The sequence below is a fragment of the Streptomyces sp. cf386 genome (genome assembly GCF_900103585.1).
Taxonomy (GTDB): Bacteria; Actinomycetota; Actinomycetes; order Streptomycetales; family Streptomycetaceae; genus Streptomyces.
Window position 1 is genome coordinate 48,304 of the sequence record NZ_FNHV01000006.1, and the last position, 17,265, is coordinate 65,568.

The 17,265-nt window shown below is 69.1% G+C and carries 20 protein-coding genes; 4 read left to right on the forward strand and 16 right to left on the reverse strand.

The window, feature by feature from the left end:
* Positions 1 to 358: 358 nt before the first annotated feature.
* A complete protein-coding gene (locus BLU79_RS16500) occupies positions 359 to 1,339 on the reverse strand; it encodes a tetratricopeptide repeat protein (protein WP_093906536.1) in 981 nt (326 codons plus the stop codon).
* A gap of 277 nt (positions 1,340 to 1,616) precedes the next feature.
* Here BLU79_RS16500 and BLU79_RS16505 point away from each other — a divergent pair, with 277 nt between their 5' ends.
* Positions 1,617 to 2,255: a TetR/AcrR family transcriptional regulator gene (locus BLU79_RS16505; RefSeq protein WP_093906537.1), complete on the forward strand. Its 639-nt coding sequence runs from the start codon at positions 1,617 to 1,619 to the stop codon at positions 2,253 to 2,255.
* Here BLU79_RS16505 and BLU79_RS16510 read toward each other — a convergent pair.
* The 6 genes from BLU79_RS16510 to BLU79_RS16535 all read right to left on the reverse strand — a co-directional run bounded on the left by BLU79_RS16510 (position 2,230) and on the right by BLU79_RS16535 (position 7,329).
* The gene (locus tag BLU79_RS16510) at positions 2,230 to 2,832 is read right to left on the reverse strand and encodes a hypothetical protein (RefSeq protein ID WP_093906923.1); all 603 of its coding nucleotides are present in this window, start codon (positions 2,830 to 2,832) and stop codon (positions 2,230 to 2,232) included. The two genes, BLU79_RS16505 and BLU79_RS16510, sit on opposite strands and share 26 nt — an antisense overlap.
* A gap of 119 nt (positions 2,833 to 2,951) precedes the next feature.
* Positions 2,952 to 4,652 carry a coenzyme B12-dependent isobutyryl-CoA mutase large subunit gene (locus tag BLU79_RS16515; RefSeq protein WP_093906538.1) on the reverse strand — a complete coding sequence of 567 codons (1,701 nt, stop codon included), beginning with the start codon at positions 4,650 to 4,652 and terminating at the stop codon, positions 2,952 to 2,954.
* A 96-nt stretch (positions 4,653 to 4,748) separates the two neighbouring features.
* Positions 4,749 to 5,081, reverse strand: coding sequence for a DUF3817 domain-containing protein (locus tag BLU79_RS16520; protein ID WP_093906539.1), 333 nt, complete (start codon positions 5,079 to 5,081; stop codon positions 4,749 to 4,751).
* Between the two features lie 43 nt (positions 5,082 to 5,124).
* Positions 5,125 to 5,634 carry a MarR family winged helix-turn-helix transcriptional regulator gene (locus BLU79_RS16525; protein ID WP_093906540.1) on the reverse strand — a complete coding sequence of 170 codons (510 nt, stop codon included), beginning with the start codon at positions 5,632 to 5,634 and terminating at the stop codon, positions 5,125 to 5,127.
* 110 nt (positions 5,635 to 5,744) lie between these two features.
* Complete coding sequence (locus BLU79_RS16530; RefSeq protein WP_093906541.1) at positions 5,745 to 6,050, reverse strand: antibiotic biosynthesis monooxygenase family protein; 306 nt, start codon at positions 6,048 to 6,050, stop codon at positions 5,745 to 5,747.
* 10 nt (positions 6,051 to 6,060) lie between these two features.
* Positions 6,061 to 7,329, reverse strand: a complete 1,269-nt coding sequence (locus BLU79_RS16535) for a cytochrome P450 family protein (RefSeq protein WP_093906542.1) — start codon at positions 7,327 to 7,329, stop codon at positions 6,061 to 6,063.
* A 157-nt stretch (positions 7,330 to 7,486) separates the two neighbouring features.
* Between BLU79_RS16535 and BLU79_RS16540 the strand changes: the two genes are divergently transcribed.
* Together BLU79_RS16540 and BLU79_RS16545 are read left to right on the forward strand one after the other, a co-directional pair.
* Positions 7,487 to 9,118 carry an FAD-dependent oxidoreductase gene (locus BLU79_RS16540; RefSeq protein ID WP_093906543.1) on the forward strand — a complete coding sequence of 544 codons (1,632 nt, stop codon included), beginning with the start codon at positions 7,487 to 7,489 and terminating at the stop codon, positions 9,116 to 9,118.
* A gap of 76 nt (positions 9,119 to 9,194) precedes the next feature.
* Positions 9,195 to 10,157, forward strand: coding sequence for an amidohydrolase family protein (locus BLU79_RS16545; RefSeq protein ID WP_093906544.1), 963 nt, complete (start codon positions 9,195 to 9,197; stop codon positions 10,155 to 10,157).
* A gap of 68 nt (positions 10,158 to 10,225) precedes the next feature.
* Here BLU79_RS16545 and BLU79_RS16550 read toward each other — a convergent pair whose 3' ends face one another.
* From BLU79_RS16550 to BLU79_RS16590, 9 genes are all read right to left on the reverse strand, one after another.
* Positions 10,226 to 10,546 (reverse strand): TcmI family type II polyketide cyclase, encoded by a 321-nt coding sequence (locus tag BLU79_RS16550; RefSeq protein ID WP_093906545.1) that lies wholly within the window; start codon positions 10,544 to 10,546, stop codon positions 10,226 to 10,228.
* On the reverse strand, positions 10,531 to 10,989 hold the full coding sequence (locus tag BLU79_RS16555; RefSeq protein WP_093906546.1) for an SRPBCC family protein: 459 nt from the start codon (positions 10,987 to 10,989) through the stop codon (positions 10,531 to 10,533). Before BLU79_RS16555 ends, BLU79_RS16550 begins: the two co-directional genes overlap by 16 nt.
* A gap of 1 nt (position 10,990) precedes the next feature.
* Entirely contained in the window at positions 10,991 to 11,257 is a 267-nt protein-coding gene (locus BLU79_RS16560; protein ID WP_093906547.1) for an acyl carrier protein, read from the reverse strand.
* Between the two features lie 19 nt (positions 11,258 to 11,276).
* Positions 11,277 to 12,530 carry a ketosynthase chain-length factor gene (locus BLU79_RS16565; RefSeq protein WP_093906548.1) on the reverse strand — a complete coding sequence of 418 codons (1,254 nt, stop codon included), beginning with the start codon at positions 12,528 to 12,530 and terminating at the stop codon, positions 11,277 to 11,279.
* Positions 12,527 to 13,795, reverse strand: coding sequence for a beta-ketoacyl-[acyl-carrier-protein] synthase family protein (locus BLU79_RS16570; protein ID WP_093906549.1), 1,269 nt, complete (start codon positions 13,793 to 13,795; stop codon positions 12,527 to 12,529). The genes BLU79_RS16565 and BLU79_RS16570 overlap by 4 nt, the downstream gene beginning before the upstream one ends.
* Positions 13,792 to 14,256, reverse strand: coding sequence for a cupin domain-containing protein (locus BLU79_RS16575; RefSeq protein ID WP_093906550.1), 465 nt, complete (start codon positions 14,254 to 14,256; stop codon positions 13,792 to 13,794). Before BLU79_RS16575 ends, BLU79_RS16570 begins: the two co-directional genes overlap by 4 nt.
* A gap of 70 nt (positions 14,257 to 14,326) precedes the next feature.
* A complete protein-coding gene (locus BLU79_RS16580; protein WP_093906551.1) occupies positions 14,327 to 15,436 on the reverse strand; it encodes a SchA/CurD-like domain-containing protein in 1,110 nt (369 codons plus the stop codon).
* Positions 15,437 to 15,767: 331 nt separating this feature from the next.
* Positions 15,768 to 16,061, reverse strand: a complete 294-nt coding sequence (locus tag BLU79_RS16585) for an MTH1187 family thiamine-binding protein (protein WP_093906552.1) — start codon at positions 16,059 to 16,061, stop codon at positions 15,768 to 15,770.
* The gene (locus tag BLU79_RS16590; protein ID WP_093906553.1) at positions 16,058 to 16,402 is read right to left on the reverse strand and encodes a DUF3817 domain-containing protein; all 345 of its coding nucleotides are present in this window, start codon (positions 16,400 to 16,402) and stop codon (positions 16,058 to 16,060) included. Before BLU79_RS16590 ends, BLU79_RS16585 begins: the two co-directional genes overlap by 4 nt.
* 230 nt (positions 16,403 to 16,632) lie before the next feature.
* On the opposite strand from BLU79_RS16590, the gene BLU79_RS16595 reads away from it, so the two are divergent.
* Complete coding sequence (locus tag BLU79_RS16595; protein WP_093906554.1) at positions 16,633 to 17,265, forward strand: AIM24 family protein; 633 nt, start codon at positions 16,633 to 16,635, stop codon at positions 17,263 to 17,265.

Below are 17,265 nucleotides of genomic sequence, written 5' to 3' on the forward strand. Positions count from 1 at the left end.
AACCGGCTGTCGGGGTACGGGAAAGGACCGAGCGTGGCCGATCGTGGTGCATTCTCGCCGCCCGCACAAGGGGCTTCGTTACTCGGTAGTAACGGCCGGATAACCGAACAACGACCCGCAGGTCTCGGACAGCGACCCAGGGTGGCGTCAAGCGACCGGACAAATCCAGGTATCACCGGACAGGCTCTGACAGAACGAAGCCCGTGACTTACCTGCAGTAACTGCGGCCGCGATTACCAAGATTTGGTAAAGCGCGGCCGCACTGGCGCTCTGTCGACAAATCTTTCACTCGGACAACATCGGCCCGTGCGTTTAGTGACTGGTCAGAACAGGGCCGCCGCCCCGCTCGCAGCCCCGGTCAGAACAGAGCGCGCGCCAGCGCCCTGCGCGCCGCCGCCACCCGCGGATCATCGGCACCCACGACCTCGAACAGCTCCAGTAGCCGAAGTCGTACGGTGTCCCGGTCGTCACCCACCGTGCGCTGCACCGTCTCGATGAGCCGCCCGAAGGCGTCCTCGACATGGCCGCCCACCAGATCCAGGTCGGCGGCGGCGATCTGCGCAGCCGCGTCGGCGGGCTTGTCGGCGGCCTCCTTGCGCACCTGCTGCGGGTCCGCACCCTGCACCCGCTGGAGCAACTCGGCCTGGGCGAGCCCGAGTTTGGCCTCCGAGTTCGCCGGGTCCTCACTCAGTACGTTCTTGTACGCCTGCACGGCACCGCCCAAGTCGCCCGCATCCAGGGCCTGTACGGCGGCTTCGAGCAGGGCGTCATAGGGACCGGTGGGCGGGGCGGGAGCGGCCGTCTGCGCGCCACCCGGCTCGGCGTCCGGGTCCACCGTCAGGCCGGTCAGACCGAACCGCTGCTCGGCTACGGTGACGAGCTGGTCGAGCGTCTCGCGGATCTGCGCCTCGCCGGCCGCCCCCTGGAAGAGCGGCAGCGCCTGCCCGGCGACGACGGCGAACACGGCGGGAATCCCCTGCACGCCGAACTGCTGCATCAGCATCTGGTTGGCGTCGACGTCGATCTTGGCGAGGAGGAACCGGCCGTTGTACTCGACGGCGAGCCGCTCCAGCACCGGGCTCAGCTGCTTGCAGGGCTGACACCACTCGGCCCAGAAGTCGATGACGACGGGCACCTCGGCGGACCGCTGGAGGACGTCCCGCTCGAACCCGGCCTCGTCGACGTCGATGACAAGATCGGCGGGAGACACGCCTACGGCGCCCCCGCCCTGCCGGGCGGCCTCGGCACGCGCCTGCTCCGCCTTCGCCTTGGCCTCCTGGGCCGCCTTCACCGCGGCGAGGTCGACGACTCCGCTCATGGACATGTTCCGTGGCTGCATGCGTCTATCCTCCCCCGTCCGCCGCGTGTACGTGAAAAGCACGGTGAAAGCCGGTCCGGCCTACTGCTGTTCGACGCCGGGTCCCCACCCCACGCCGCGCGTGTTCGCCGCTTGCTCTTGGTCGCGTAGCGCTCGCACATCGCTCGCGTACGTCTATCGCAAGCTTTCGCTACGAGTCGTAGCGTAATGGCACCGAGTGCCTCCCGGACACCATGCCCCGGTGATCTCCCTCACGGCATCACAGAATCCGCCAATATCGCGGAGCTATGGTCGTGGGATGCAGAGCCGCACCTCCGGCACCCGCCCCGGTCGCCCGCGCAGCGCCACCGCAGCCGCGGCGATCCTGGCCGCGACTCGTGAGGCACTGGTCGAGGTGGGCTGGTCCCAGCTCACCCTGGGAGACGTCGCCATGCGCGCCGGGGTTGCAAAGACGACCCTCTATCGCCGCTGGTCCGGCAAGAACGAGCTGGTGGTGGACGCGGTGGCGGAGCTCTTCGACGAGCTCGAACTCCCCGACCGGGGCTCTCTGGCCGCCGACATCGAGGGCGTGGTGCTTCAGTTCGCGGCGATTCTGGCCCGGCCGGAGGCTCGGAGCGGGCTGATGGCGGTGGTGGCGGAGTCGACACGGGACGACGCCCTGCGCGAGCGCATCCGCGACTCAATCGTCGACCGCCAGAAGCACCTGGTCCTTCAGGGCCGCCTCCGGGCCCAGAAACGAGGCGAGCTTCCCCCGGAACCGGATCCGGAGGAAGCCGCACATACCGTGGACCTGATCTTCGACGTGGTGGCGGGCGCGGTGGTCCACCGCACCCTGGTGAGCGCCGAGCCGGTCGACGCCACCTGGGCGCAGAGCTTCACGGCGCTCCTACTGAACGGACTGACGGCACCCGTCAGTCGTCCGACACCAGGAACCTGACGGTGTCCACCACGAACTCGCCGTAGTGGAGGGCCGATCCGATCACTTCCAACCGGTCGTACTGGTCCTGGGACAGAGCTCTCTCCGGTGCGCTGAGGACGCACCGAAGCAGCAGCCGCAGCGCCAGGTCCGGCGTGCAGCGGCGAGCACACTCGGCAAGCGCGTCGCGCACCTCGGCGGTCAGGAACTCCGCCCGTTCGATCTCGGCGACGACCGCGTCCCGCTGGGACCAGCCGTCCTCCGTGTCGACGCCGGTGAGTGGACGGACGTTCCTGTGCGCGGACAGCCTGGTGTCACACAGGCCGACGACCGTGCGCGTCCACTCGGCTCCGGTGGTCCGCACGAAACCCGGCATGTACTGCGCTCCGGCGGTCCACAGCACCTCGAGTGTCTCCGAGGGCAGGTTGACGGCGAGGGTACGGGCGTCCCGGCGAACCGTCAGGGCCACCTCGCCGCTTGCCCCCGTCAGGTGTTTCGCCACGACGTCGGCGGCTGTGGGCCCGTCGTACATCCAGTCCTGATGGAAGAAGCCCATCACCCACGGCACGCCGAAATCGAACTCGGTGAAACGCTGCACGGCGATCACCTTATGTACACGCGGCAGGTCCATGGCAAAGAAGTTTCGGGGTGCGCTTGTGCGCAGACGTGAGGACCGTGGGGCAGGAGACCTCCCCGCCCCACCTCACCCCGGGCTCCTCAGAACCCCGCCGGCTCCGTATACACCCCCCACTCCTCCCGCAGCACCCCGCAGATTTCCCCGAGGGTCGCCTCCGCCCGCACCGCGTCCAGCATCGGCTCGATCATGTTGGAGCCCTCCCGCGCGGCGGCGAGCATCGCGTCGAGTGCGCCCCGCACCGCACCGTCGTCCCGGCCGTCCTTGCGGGCGCCCAGCATCCGCACCTGGTCGCGCTCCACCTCGTGGCTCACCCGCAGGATCTCCAGGTCGCCGGTGACGGACCCGGTGTGGGCGTTGACCCCGACGACCCTCTTGTCGCCTTTCTCCAGCGCCCGCTGGTACTGGAACGCCGACTCCGCGATCTCCCCGGTGAACCAGCCGTCCTCGATGCCCCGCAGAATGCCGGAGGTGATCGGCCCGATGGGATGCCGCCCGTCCGGGTGCGCCCGCAGCCCGCGCTCCTTGATCTGCTCGAAGATCTTCTCGACGTCGGCCTCGATCCGGTCGGTCAGCTGTTCCACGTACCACGAACCGCCCAGCGGGTCGGCCACGTTGGCGACGCCGGTCTCCTCCATGAGCACCTGTTGCGTACGCAGCGCGATCTCCGCCGCCTGCTCGCTCGGCAGCGCGAGGGTCTCGTCCAGGGCGTTGGTGTGCAGCGAGTTCGTGCCGCCGAGCACGGCCGCCAGCGCCTCCACGGCCGTACGTACGACGTTGTTGTACGGCTGCTGGGCGGTCAGCGAGACGCCGGCGGTCTGGGTGTGGAAGCGCAGCCACTGGGCCTTGTCGCTCTGCGCGCCGTACACGTCCCGCATCCAGCGTGCCCAGATACGGCGCGCGGCTCGGAACTTGGCGATCTCCTCGAAGAAGTCGACGTGCGCGTCGAAGAAGAAGGACAGGCCGGGGGCGAAGACGTCGACGTCCAGGCCGCGGGACAGGCCCAGCTCCACGTAGCCGAAGCCGTCCGCCAGCGTGTACGCCAGCTCCTGCGCGGCCGTCGCCCCGGCCTCGCGGATGTGGTAGCCGGAGACGGACAGCGGCTTGTAGGCGGGGATGCCGGACGCGCAGTACTCCATGAGGTCGCCGATGAGGCGCAGGTGCGGCTCGGGCTGGAAGAGCCACTCCTTCTGGGCGATGTACTCCTTGAAGATGTCGGTCTGGAGGGTGCCGTTGAGGACGGCGGGGTCGACACCTTGCCGTTCCGCCGCGACCAGGTACATGCAGAAGACGGGGACTGCCGGGCCGCTGATCGTCATCGACGTCGTCACATCGCCCAGCGGGATGTCCTTGAACAGGACCTCCATGTCGGCGGCCGAGTCGATGGCGACACCGCAGTGCCCTACCTCGCCGAGCGAGCGCGGGTCGTCGGAGTCGCGGCCCATGAGCGTCGGCATGTCGAAGGCGACCGAGAGACCGCCTCCGCCGTTGCCGAGGATCATCTTGTAGCGCTCGTTGGTCTGCTCGGCGTTCCCGAACCCAGCGAACTGCCGGATGGTCCACGTCCGCCCTCGGTAGCCGGTCGGATACAGCCCGCGCGTGTAGGGGTACTCCCCGGGCCAGCCGATCCGCTCGAAGCCCTCGTACCTGTCCCCGGTTCGGGGTCCGTACACCGGCTCCACGGGATCGCCGGAGAGCGTGGTGAAGTCGGCCGTGCGCTTGCGCGCGGCGTCGTACCGGGCCTGCCAGCGGCGGCGGCCCTCGTCGATGGCGTCAGCGTCCATACCTTCGAATTTACTAGGACGTCCTAGTAAATGTCGATGGCAGACCGCCGTACGAATGTGTACGGCGGTGCGTGCGGCAGTGTGTACGGCGGTGGGTTACGCCTTCGCTGCCGCCGGAACGGGGCCGCTGACCAGCGGCTCGACCGTGCGGGTGACCTTGCGCTCCACGAAGAAGGCGGCGAGCGGGATGGTTCCCGACAGCAGCACCCACAGCAGCTTGCCGAACGACCACTTGGCCTTGGAGCCGAGGTCGAAGGCGAAGACCAGGTAGATGATGTAGAGGAAGCCGTGGATCTGGGAGACGGCGAAGGTGACGTCCTCGCCCATGTCGAAGCCGTACTTGAACACCATGCAGGTGCACAGCACGAGCAGCATGACGGCGGTGACGTAGGCCATCACCCGGTAGCGGGTCAGGACGCTCTTCTTCATGGGAAAGAGCGTAACCACCGGTTCCGGGAGATCTTGCCCCGGGTCAGCTCTCCTCGAAGTCGTGTGCCGACACCCTGAGCGGGCGCAGCATCGCGAAGATCTCCGCGCACTCCTCGGCGTCGTAGACACCGAGCCCGAAGTCCATCGCCATCAGGTCGCGGGTGGCCGCCTCGACCACCTCGCGGCCCTTGGCGGTGATCGAGGCGAGTGTGCCGCGCCCGTCGTTGGGGTTGGGCCGCTTGTCGACCAGGCCGGACTTCACCAGCCGGTCGACGGTGTTCGTCACCGACGTGGGGTGCACCATGAGCCGCTCGCCGATCTTGGACATCGGCAGCTCGCCGGCCTTGGAGAAATTGAGCAGCACCAGCGCCTCGTACCGCGCGAACGTCAGCCCGTACGGCTTGACCACCGAGTCGACCTCGGCGAGCAGGATCTGCTGGGCGCGCATGATCGAGGTGATGGCGGCCATGGACGGCACATTGCCCCAGCGCTGCTTCCAGAGTTCGTCGGCGCGGGCGATGGGGTCGAAGGGAAGGCTGAGCGGCTTCGGCACGGAACCGACACTACCGGCCGGTCACATGCCGGTCAGCCCTGTCTCGCCTTTCGGTCTGTGCGCCCTTCCTGTCCTCCTGCTTGTCGCCTACTCGTCGCCCGCCTGTCCGCCTACCTGTCCGCCGTCTCCCGCACCTGGAAGACCGCCGTCCACCGGTCGTCGTGCAGACAGGCGTTCATCGGCTCGACCAGGGAGGCGTGATCGGGGTCGGACCGCCACCGCTTGACCGACTCCAGGCTCTCCCACTCGCTGGTCAGCAGCCATTGAGCGGGATTGTCGATCGAGCGGCACAGCTGTTCGCCGAGGTGACCGGGGAACACCAGGGCGCGCTCCAGCACACCCTGGTAGGACTCCACGAAGTCGGCTTCCCGTCCCTCTCGGACGTTCAGCAGACGGATGACGCGTACGCGTTCCATGGCGTTCCCGTCAGGACGGGTCGAGGACGACGGGAAGTTCCGCCAGGCCACGGAAGGCGGGGAACGGCACGGTCATCCAGCGCGCGTCCTCCGGTGCCACGGCCAGGGCCATGTCCGGGTGCCGCCGGAACAGGGTGCCGAGGGCGAGCTGCATCTCCAGCCGGGCCAGCGGTGCGCCGACGCAGTAGTGCGGGCCGTAGCCGAAGGCGAGATGCGCGGCCTGCACGTTCGGGCGCTGGACGTCCAGCTCGTTCGGGTCGGCGAACATCTCCGGGTCGCGGTTGGCGCCGGTGATCGAGATCTGGACGAGCGCACCCTTGGGGATGAGCTGGTCCCGGAGCACGATGTCCTCCTTCGCCCAGCGGAAGGTGGAGTTCTCCACGGAGGACTCGAACCGGAAGACCTCCTCGATCGCCGCCGCCATGGAGGCCTCGTCCCGCAGTGCCAGCCGCTTCTGCTCCGGTCGGCTGAGCAGGTGGTAGACGGCGTTGCCGATCTGGTACGCCGTCGACTTGTGGCCCGCGAAGAGGAGCACCCACGCCGTCGACACGAGTTCGCTGTCGGTGAGCGCGCCTTCCTGGTCCTTGGCCGTCACGAGCGCGCTGAGCAGGCCCGAGTCCGGCTCCCTCCGCTTCCGCGCACACAGGTCCACCAGATACTCGCGGAGATTTCCCTCGGCGATTTCCAGCGCCTTTCTCGCCTCCGGTCCGAAACCGGTCTGCGCGACGGTCGCGGACCATTCCTGGGCCTGTTTGCGCTCGTTTTCCGGGACGCCCAGGAGTTCACAGATCACCTGCAGCGGCAGCGGGAAGCAGAACTCCGGGAGCAGATTGAACGGACCCGACGTCGGACATTGGTCCAGCAGCCCGTCGGTGATCTCCTGGACCCGGGTGCGCAGCGATTCCACCCTTTTCGGAGTGAACGTACTGCCGACGATCCGGCGCAGCCTAGTGTGCTTCGGCGGATCCGAGAACAGCATGTTGTCGTCCAGCGCGATCGACGAGTCACCGAAAATGCGGTGGTAGGCGTCGATGGCGCCGTACATGTCCTTGCTCAGCCGGGGGTCGGCCAGCGCGGCGCGTCCGTCGTCGTACCGCGTGATGAGGTACGTCTCGACACCGTGCGGCGGCGACATCGGGCAAACGGGTGCCGATGCGCGGAGCGCGGCGTACACGGGATGCGGGTTGGCGCGGAACTCCCGGGTGCACGCCGAGGCCGCGGCTGCGGCTTCCTCGGGCGACAGAGCCTCGGATTCCTCGGATGCGAACGCTTGCGTCATGACTGTCCCCGGGTAGGCGTGGATTCCGGCGGTCGGATTCCGTCGGTCAGTGCCACCGTTTCCCGGGCGGCACCGCGTCGCAAACGGCACTGCGCCAAATGGGTCGGGTCGCCGTATGACGTGTGGACCGGAGTCCTAACTGGTAAACATCGTCGACGTGAGCGGATACGAAGCGGAATCTGTACCAGTTCTCATTGTCGGCGGATCCTTGGTGGGCCTTTCCACTTCGGTTTTCCTGGGACGCCTTGGAATTGAACACATGCTCGTGGAGCGGCATGCCGGGACATCGACGCATCCGCGCGGCCGCGGCAACAATCTACGCACCATGGAGATTTTCCGGACCGCCGGCCTGGAGTCCCGCATTCGGAAGGCGGCCAGTGTTCTCTCCGGGAACGACGGCATCCTCCAGGTGGACACCCTGACCGGGAAGGAGCGCCGCTGGATCATCGGGGACATCTCCGGCGGCATGGACGTGTCCCGGGTCAGTTCCTCGGACTGGTGTCTGTGCAGCCAGAACGATCTCGAACCCGTCCTGTTGAGTTACGCCCAGGAGCAGGGCGCCGACATCCGCTTCGGCTCGGAGCTCGTCTCCTTCGAGCAGACCGGGGACGGCGTACAGGCCCAGATCCTGCGCCGGGAGACCGGCGAGACCTACACCGTGAACGCCGACTTCCTGGTGGCCGCCGACGGCCCCCGGAGCCCCATCCGCACCCAGCTGGGGATCGGGCAGTCGGGGCCGGGCGAGCTGTTCCACAACGTCAGCGTCACGTTCCGGAGCAAGGCGCTCAAGAACCACGTCGGAGAGAAACGATTTGTCGTCTGCTACGCCACCAACCCCCAGGGTGAGGGCGCTCTGCTGCCGGTGGACAACGAGGAAAAGTGGGTGATCCACGTTCCCTGGCGTCCCGACCGGGGTGAGGTCCTGGAGGACTTCACCGACGAGCGGCTGGCGACCCACATCCGTGCCGCCGTCGGCGTCGCGGACATCGACGTCGAGATCACCGGGAAAGCGCCCTGGCACGCCTCGAAGCGGGTCGCGGACAGCTACGGCGAGGGCCGGGTCTTCCTGGCCGGCGACTCGGCCCACGAGATGCCGCCCACCGGGGCGTTCGGCTCCAACACCGGCATCCAGGACGCCCACAACCTCGCCTGGAAGCTGGCCTCGGTGCTCCGCGGCTGGGCCGGTCTGTCCCTGCTCGACTCCTACGAGCGGGAACGTCGGCCCGTCGCCCTCGCGACCGGCACGCGCGCGTGCGTCCAGGCGGAGGACGAGCAGCACCCCGGGTTCAGCCCCGCCGCGGGGCGCAACAACGACCCGGCGGACCTGATGACCGTCGCCCTCTGCTACCGGTACGCGTCGAACGCCGTGGTGGGAGCCTCGCCTGAGGAGCCGACCGTCCCCGACGTCTTCCAGCTGGGCGGCGAGCCGGGGAGCCGGGCGCCCCACATGTGGGTGATGCGGGGAGCCGACCGGATCTCCACGCTCGACCTGTACGAGCGTTCCTTCGTGCTGCTCGCCGGGTCCGGCGGGCAGAAGTGGCGCAACGCGGTGGAGAAGGCATCCCGGAACCTGGGCTTCCCGGTCGAGGCGTATCTCGTGGGAACGGGCGCCGATCACGACCTCGTCCCCGACCTCGACGCCGACTGGGCGGAGCTGCACGGCACGGCCGAGGACGGTGCCGTCCTCGTGCGCCCGGACGGTTTCGTCGCCTGGCGCGCGGACGCCGCGATGCCGGACGCCGACCGCGTCCTGACCAACGTGCTGCAGACGGTGCTCTGCCACGACTGAACCGGCCGGGCCCTCGCCGAACCCCGGCGAGGGCCTCGCCGTATCCCGCTGACCGACCCACACCGAGGACGTTGTTATGAGCCTTGTCGGACGCGTCGACGTCCATCACCACTTCACCTCCCCCACCTGGCTGGACTGGGCCGAGCAGGAGGGCGTGGTCAACCGCGAGAAGCTGCCCTGGTGGACCCGCTGGGACCTGGACTCGGCGCTGGAGGTCATGGACAAGACGGGCATCGGCACCTCCGTCATGACCGTCGCGATGCTGGGCCGGTTCCGTGAGCGGGCCCAGCGCCAGGAGAGCGCACGTCTCGCGCTGCGGGCGGCGGCCGACGTCGTCGAGAGCCACCCCGAGCGCTTCGCCTTCTTCACGCCCGTGTTCCTGGACGACCTGGAGCTCTCCTCGTGGAGCGTCGAGTACGGCCTCGACGAGCTCGGTGCCGTCGGGGTGAGCACCCGAACGAGCGTGGACGGCGCTGTCCTCGGGGACGAGTCGCACGACCGTCTGCTGCAGGAGCTGAACGACCGGTCCGCGGTCATCAGCACGCACCCCATGGAGGTGCCGGCCGCGAAGGACGGCGCCGGGCTGCCGGGCATGCCGCCGTTCGTGTGCGACTTCCTGATGGACACCACCCGTGCGGCCATCAACCTCATCAGGAACGGCACCCTGGACCGCTACCCGAACCTCAGCTTCATCCTCCCGCACGGCGGCGGCTTCCTCCCCTACATGGCCACCCGGCTCGAACTCTTCGGCGGCCGTCTCACCCCCGGGATCGAACCCGGCCGGGTCCGTGACTACCTGCACCGGTTCTACTTCGACACGGCAGGCCCCATGTCCCCGTCGGCCACGCCCACGCTGCTCGCGACGGTGGACCCCGACCGCATCCTCTTCGGCACCGACTGGCCGCCCACTCCGGCCCATGTCATCGCCGACAGTGTGACGCCCGCGCTGGACAGCGATCCCTTCCTTACGGAGGAGCAACTCCAGCGCATCAACCGGGAGAACGCGCTGCGGCTGATGCCGGCCCTGGACCGTCAGTAGCAGGCCGCACCAGGAAGGCCGCCGCCCGCGCTCGATGAGCGCGGGCGGCGGCCTTCTTCCGTCCTGCGTCAGCGCTGCCAGTGGTAGAAGCGGCGTGCCATCGCGTCCTTCGGACTCCGCCAGGTCTCCGGGTCGTACGGGCTGACGAACGCTTCGAGCCTCCTGCTGATGTCGACGAACTCGGGGTGCCCGGCCACCTTGGCGATGGCGGGACCCGGGTCCTGCTCGGCCTCGATGAAGTGCATGTACACATCGCCGAACTGGAACAGGGAGCGCTGGGTCACTCCGACGAGGTGAGGGAGTTCACCGCGGTCGGAGTCCGCGAAGACACCGGCGATGTCCTTGGCCGACTGCGGGGCCATCCTGGCGACGATCAGGGCGTGGTGCATGAGACCTCCTCGACGCGGTCACGGATGAGGGCCAGCTGGATGGGTGAGTTGCGGTTGATGTTGTCCGTCATCCAGGCGTCGTCGACCGGGGCGTCGGGCTTCATGGCGAAGTCCTGCGTCCAGTGCATCCGGGTACCGGCGGGAGTCTCCTCGTACTCCCAGACGATGTTCATGTACTCGAAGGGCCCGGTCTCGACCCTGTGGGCCCGGACGATGAGGTTCTCGCGGTCGGCGGTCCGTTCCGAGACCCAGCTCCACACCTTGCCGTTCTCGTCGGGGTGCATGGTCAGTCGGAAGGTCACCGTGTCGCCCTCGCGGGACAGCACCTCGCAGGAGGCGTACTCGCTGAAGAGCTTGGGCCATCTGTCCAGGTCGTTCGTCATGTCCCAGACGAGGTCGAGGGGTGCGGCGATGGTGATCTCGTTCTCGGTGTGTCCTGCCACCTCAGGCTCCTGTCGTGAGTGCGCCGTTGACGAGGTCGAGGAAGTCGCGGGGGCTCTTGCAGCGCTCCGCGTCGGTGGGCAGCGCCCGGCCGTGCCGGTTCTCCAGCTCGCCGACGATGCCGAGGAGGCCGAGCGAGTCCAGCCCGAACTCGGCGAAGGGGGTGTCGACCCGGCTCTGCAGTTCGTGCGGGTCGACGGACACGCCGGCGGCCTTCTTCATCAGCGTGGCCAGTTCCGCGACGGTCACTTGGGTCACATCTGTGGTCATACGTGTTCTCCTTGATTCACTAGACGGCCGTTCCGGGGCCGCGGCGCAGAACGAGCGCCGAGTTGGAGCCCATGAGTCCCCGGCTGAGGACCAGGGCCGTGCGGAGTTCGGCCGGGCGGGCCGTGGAGGTCACCAGGTCGATGTCGTGGCAGATGTCGAAGACGCCCGGCGTCGGAGGGATCTGCCCGTGCTCCATGGCGAGCACGGCGGCCGCGATGTCCAGCAGGGGCGCCCCGCAGTAGGACCGTCCGATGCCGGTCTTGGGGGCCGTGACGGGGACCTTGGTGCCGTGCGGGCCGAGGGCGTCGACGAGGGCGAGTGCCTCGGCGCGGTCCGCCTCCGGTACCCCCATCGCGTCGGCGAAGACGACGTCTATCTCCTCCGGCGCACAGCCGGCCGCGTCGAGCGCGCCCCGTATGGCGTGCGCGAGCCCCTCCCGTGACCGGTCCCAGCGCGAGGCCCCGGTGAAGGTGGCGGCGTGTCCGGCCACGGTGGCCCGGACGGTCGCGGCCCGGCGCTCGGCCCGGTCCAGATCCTCGACGATCAGTACGGCACCGCCCTCCGCGGGCACGAAGCCACAGGCGGCGGAGGTGAAGGGGCGGTAGGCGCGGGACGGGTCCTCGACGGTGCTGAGTTCGCGGTACCCGAGCTGGCAGACCCCCGAGTACGGGGCGAGCGGCGCCTCGGCCGCCCCGACCACGACCACGTCGGTACCCCGGCGCACGGCCCCGGCGGCGTGCGCGACGGCGTCCAGGCCGCCGGCCTCGTCGCTGGCCACCACCCCACAGGGGCCCTTGAAGCCCTTGCGGATGGATATCTGGCCGGTGCTGGCCGCGTAGAACCAGGCGATGGACTGGTAGGGCCCGACGAACCGGGAGCCCTGCCCCCACAGCTTCTGCAGTTCCCGCTGGCCGAACTCGCCGCCCCCGGACCCGGCGGCGGTGACCACGCCGACGGAGTACGGCGAGTCGGCGGCGCTGCTGCTCAGCCCCGCGTCCAGCAGGGCGGCGTCGGCGGCGGCCAGCGCGAAGTGGGTGAACTTGTCGGTCTGGACGAGGAAGGTCTCCTCGATGAGCGCCGCCGGGTCGAAGCCGCGGACCTCGCCGGCGACGCGGAGCGGGAGGTGCTCGCAGCCCTCCCTGGTTATTCGGTCCAGGACGCTCGCGCCCTCCTTGACGGACTTCCAGTAGGTGTCCGCATGAAGGCCGTTGGGCGCGACCACACCGATCCCCGTGACGGCGGTCCGCCGGGTGCGTATGCCACTACCACTCATCGTTTCCTCCCTGAGGGCCCTGTCAGAAGCACCGCGGACTGGAACCCGCCGAAGCCGCTGCCCACGGAGAGCACGTTGTCGAGCCTGCGCGGGCGTGCGGTGCGCGGGACGTAGTCCAGATCGCACTCGGGGTCCGGGGTCTCGTAGTTCGCCGTCGGCGGGACCACCTGGCGGGCCAGGGCGAGGACGCAGGCGACGACCTCGATCGCGCCGATCGCCCCGAGCGAGTGGCCCACCATGGACTTGATCGAGCTCATGGGCGTTTCGTAGGCGTGGGCGCCCAGGGACTTCTTGACCGCGGCGGTCTCGTGGCGGTCGTTCTGCCGGGTGCCCGAGCCGTGCGCGTTGACGTAGTCGATGTCCGTGGGGTTCACGCGCGCGTGGTCGAGGGTGACGTCGATGGCCCGGGCCATCTCCAGGCCCTCACAGGTCAGACCGGTCATGTGGTAGGCGTTGCCGAAGGTGGCGTAGCCGCCGAGCTCGCAGTAGACGTGCGCGCCGCGCGCACGCGCGTGTTCCAGTTCTTCCAGGACGAGTACGGCGGCGCCCTCGCCCATGACGAACCCGTTGCGGTTGGCGTCGAAGGGCCGGGAGGCGTGCGCCGGATCGTCGTTGTTGGGCGACGTGGCCTTGATGGCGTCGAAGCAGGCCATGGTGATCGGGGAGATCGGCGAGTCCGACGCCCCGGCTATGCAGATGTCGGCGCGGCCCTCCTCGACGGTGTGGAAGGCGTAGCCCACCGCGTCGAGCCCGGAGGTGCAGCCGGTGGAGACGGTCTGCACCGGACCTTGCGCGCCGAACCGCTCGGCGACGTCCGATGCGAGCGTGCTGGGCGAGAACGCCCGGTGCAGCTGTGGCTCCGCCGCACGATGGTCGACGTCCCAGCGCTGTCCCCGTTCGCTGACCAGGACGTAGTCGTGCTCCAGCCGGGTCGTGCCGCCCACCGCGCTGCCCAGGGACACGGCCACGCGCCAGGGGTTCTCCGCGGCGAAGTCGACACCGCTGTCGGTCACGGCCTCCTGCGCGGCGACCAGGGCGAACTGTATGTACCGGTCGGCGCGTTCGACCTGCTCGGGGTCGAGCCCGTGGGCGAGCGGGTCGAAGTCGCACTCGGCGGCTATGCGGGACCGCAGCCCCTCGGGGTCGAACAGGGTGATGCCGCGTGTCGCGGTACGGCCGTTCGACAGCAGGTCCCAGAACGCCGGCACCCCGATCCCGCCGGGGGCGACGACGCCTATACCGGTGACCGCCACCCGCCGGGTCATGAGAGAACCCCCGGCCGTTCGGGCTGCCCGCCCTCCCCCTGGACGAGCGGGTACGCCTGGAGGTCGTCGCTGATCTCCGGGGCCTCGGTGTCGACGTGGCCGAGCTTCGGGTTCGGTGCGAGGGGGCTCAGATGGAAGACCATCCGGGCTTCCTCGTCACCGACGTTGCGGAAGCGGTGGCGCATGTCGATGGGGATCATCAGGCCCTGGTCGGAGCGGAGGGAAAACGTTTCTCCATCCAGGTCGACCTCCAGCCTGCCCTCGACGCAGTACACGAACTCCTCGGAGTACGGGTGGTAGTGCTCGCTGATGCGTTCGCCGGGCCGGATGATGGCCAGGCCCATGAACCCGCTGGTAGAGCCCACCGTGACAGGGGTGAGCAGCGTGCGCAGGTCCCCGCCGCGCTTGCGGTTGGGCTCGATGTCTTTGATGTCCACGACGCGCGGGCGCATCTTCTCCATGGTCTGTCTCCAGGTCGGTCGATGGGGTGTTGGTCCCTTGGGGCCCGGTCCGCCGGACAGGCCCCGGCGGTCAGGACTGCGCAGCCCTGCGGTCGGTGATCAGGCTCATGTCGCTGTGCGTCAGGAGGCGGGTCGCCTCCCGCTCGCCGGTGAACGGTCCCGCCACGCCGAGTGCGGCACCGTCCAGCAGACGGGCCAGCACGGCGGGCTTCCTCGGGCCATGGATGCCGAGCGCCATGACCGGGTCGGTCTCCGGATCACCCCGTACGTCGATGAGACGGACGACGATGTCCTCGCGCTGGAAGACGGTGCTGCGGTGCACGGGGCTCGCCGGGTCGGCGGCCGCGGACTCGTCCTGCTTGGAGAGCAGCCGGGCCAGTGCCATGCCACAGCCGGGACGGGCCGGGTAGTACAGGGCGCGGCGCGTGATGTCGTCCGGTTCCGGGCCCCCGCGTGCCACATGGTGGACGGGCGGCATCGCGGCGCGGGCGAAGAAGGCCCGCGCGGACTCGGGGTCGGACAGATCCCGGTGCTGCTCCAGATGCGGGTTGAGGGCCTCCTCGACGGCCCGAACCTCGGGCTGGCGCGAGACATGGCGCAGGGCCGCCATCAGGTCACCCTCCACCTCGACGGTGCGGACGACCCGGTTGCCGTGCATGAACAGGGTGGTCCGGCGCAGCCGCGTGGAGTCGTCGACGCGGGCCTGGGGCGGCGCGTATCCGGCAAGGATCTCCGCGACCTTGGACTCGGAGCCGGGCTTGACGGTGAAGGTCAGGGCATGACGCGTGACCCCGTCGCCGACCCGGACGTCCGCCTGGAGTCCGCCCAGGCCCGGGCGGGCACCGCCGGTCTCGCGGACGATGCCGTAGCGCATCGAGCGCAGGTCACGGACGCAGTTCTGCAGGGGCCTGACCGTCTCGAAGTGCTCTTCACTGCTCATCCAGGCGAGGTACGGCGGGGCGCTCGCCCATTCGCTCGTGATGAGCCACTGGGACGGGTTCTCCAGGGATTGGCACAACTGGTCACCGAGGTGACCGGGGACCGACGCGACGCGGTCACGCATCTGCTCGTAGGCGTCGAGGAACTCTTGCTGGGCGCCTTCATGGAGATCGACGAGCAGGGTGACGCGCATCCTGGAGCCGTCGAACGCCGACTGGGATGTGTAGGGCGAAGTGGTCATCCGGCAGACCCTTCCTTCGCGGGAGCAAGCGGCGGCCGTCCCTGTTCACCTGCGCGAACGCGGGTTTCGGCCCTGAGCCTTCATCGTGGGTCAGGCCCAGGGGGTCCGCGAGCCACGGGGGCCAATTGAGGGAACTGGCGGCCGGGCACGCCGGAATGCGGGTACGCGAACGGCTACTTGACTCACCCTCGGAATGCGTCCACGTACCGAGACGCGGCCGAGGAGCAGACGGAAGTGCCCCTTCGGCAGCCGGAGTTGGGGACGACAACGCGCCGGGGCGGACGTACGAATCCCGTACGTCCGCCCCGGCGCGCCGTTGTCCGTTCGGCGTCTACTCGGCCAGATGCCGCTCCACGGTCTCCACCTTGGAGGTGAGACCGTCGCTCACGCCCGGCCTGATGTCCGCCTTGAGCACCAGCGACACCCGCGGCGCGCGCTCCTCCACAGCGGCGACGGCGCGCTTGACGACGTCCATGACCTCGTCCCAGTCGCCCTCGATGGAGGTGAACATCGCGTCGGTGCGGTTGGGCAGGCCCGACTCGCGGACCACTCGGACGGCGTCGGCGACGTACTCCCCCACGTCCTCGCCGACACCGAGCGGCGTCACGGAGAAGGCGACGATCATGCGTTGACGATGCCTTCCTTGCGGGCGCGGGTGGCGATCACCGCGTCCTCGGCCTCGCGCTTGAGCTTGCGGTCGGCGAAGAAGCCGCCGGTCGGCAGGACGGAGAGGACGAAGTAGAGCGCGGCGGTCTTCAGGGACCACTTGGTGCGGTTCCACGCGTCCGCCCAGAAGACCACGTACAGGATGAAGAGAACGCCGTGGATCATGCCCATCGCGGGCACCGCGTTGAAGTCCGTGGTCCGCTTCAGCACCGAGCAGACGAGCAGGAGCAGGAACGAGACCGCCTCGGGGGCCGAGACGAGACGGAGGCGGCGGAGGGCGGTGGCGGTCTTGATGTCCACGGGTCACCTTCGGTGGGGTTCGGTGGGAGAGACGGCGGTCGGCTCGGCTCAGCTTGTGAACGCAAGCACAAACGCTTGTCCATTGTGGCAAACCCCGGACGCCGGTTCGGCCCCGGGGTCGGGATGGACGCCGGGAGGGATGAACGGCACCTAAGGGGCCCGTCAGGGGTGAAGTCCGCCTTTGGGATCTGTTGGCGGGACGCCCCGGCGGCTACCTTCGCTGCGTGGCGATGTTCCGACTTCAGGGCAGCAAGGTGCTCGCCGTCGACATGACCGGGGACGCCGTGAAGGCGAAGAACGGCTCGATGGTCGCGTACGACGGACACATGGACTTCAAGAAGATGAGCGGCGGCGGTGAGGGGCTGCGGGGCATGGTGACCCGGCGCCTCACCGGCGAGCAGATGACGCTGATGGAGGTGAAGGGGCACGGGACGTGCTGGTTCGCTGACCGCGCCTCCGAGATCAACCTCGTCAGCCTCCAGGGCGACAAGCTCTACGTCGAGTCGAGCAACCTGCTCGCGACCGACTCGGGGCTGCGCACCGGCACGTCCTTCACGGGCATGCGCGGTGCCTCGCAGGGCAACGGCCTGTTCACGACCACCGTCGAGGGGCACGGCCAGGCGGCGATCATGTCGGACGGGCCGGCCGTGGTGCTGCGGGTCAGCGCGCAGTATCCGCTGACCGTCGACCCGGGGGCGTATGTGGCCCATCAGGGAAACCTCCGACAGTCCTTCCAGTCCGGTGTGACGTTCCGCACACTCATGGGCGAGGGCGGCGGCGAGGCCTTCCAGATCCGCTTCGAGGGGGACGGGCTGGTGTACGTACAGCCGAGCGAGCGGAACACGATCGCGGGGGACGTGTGA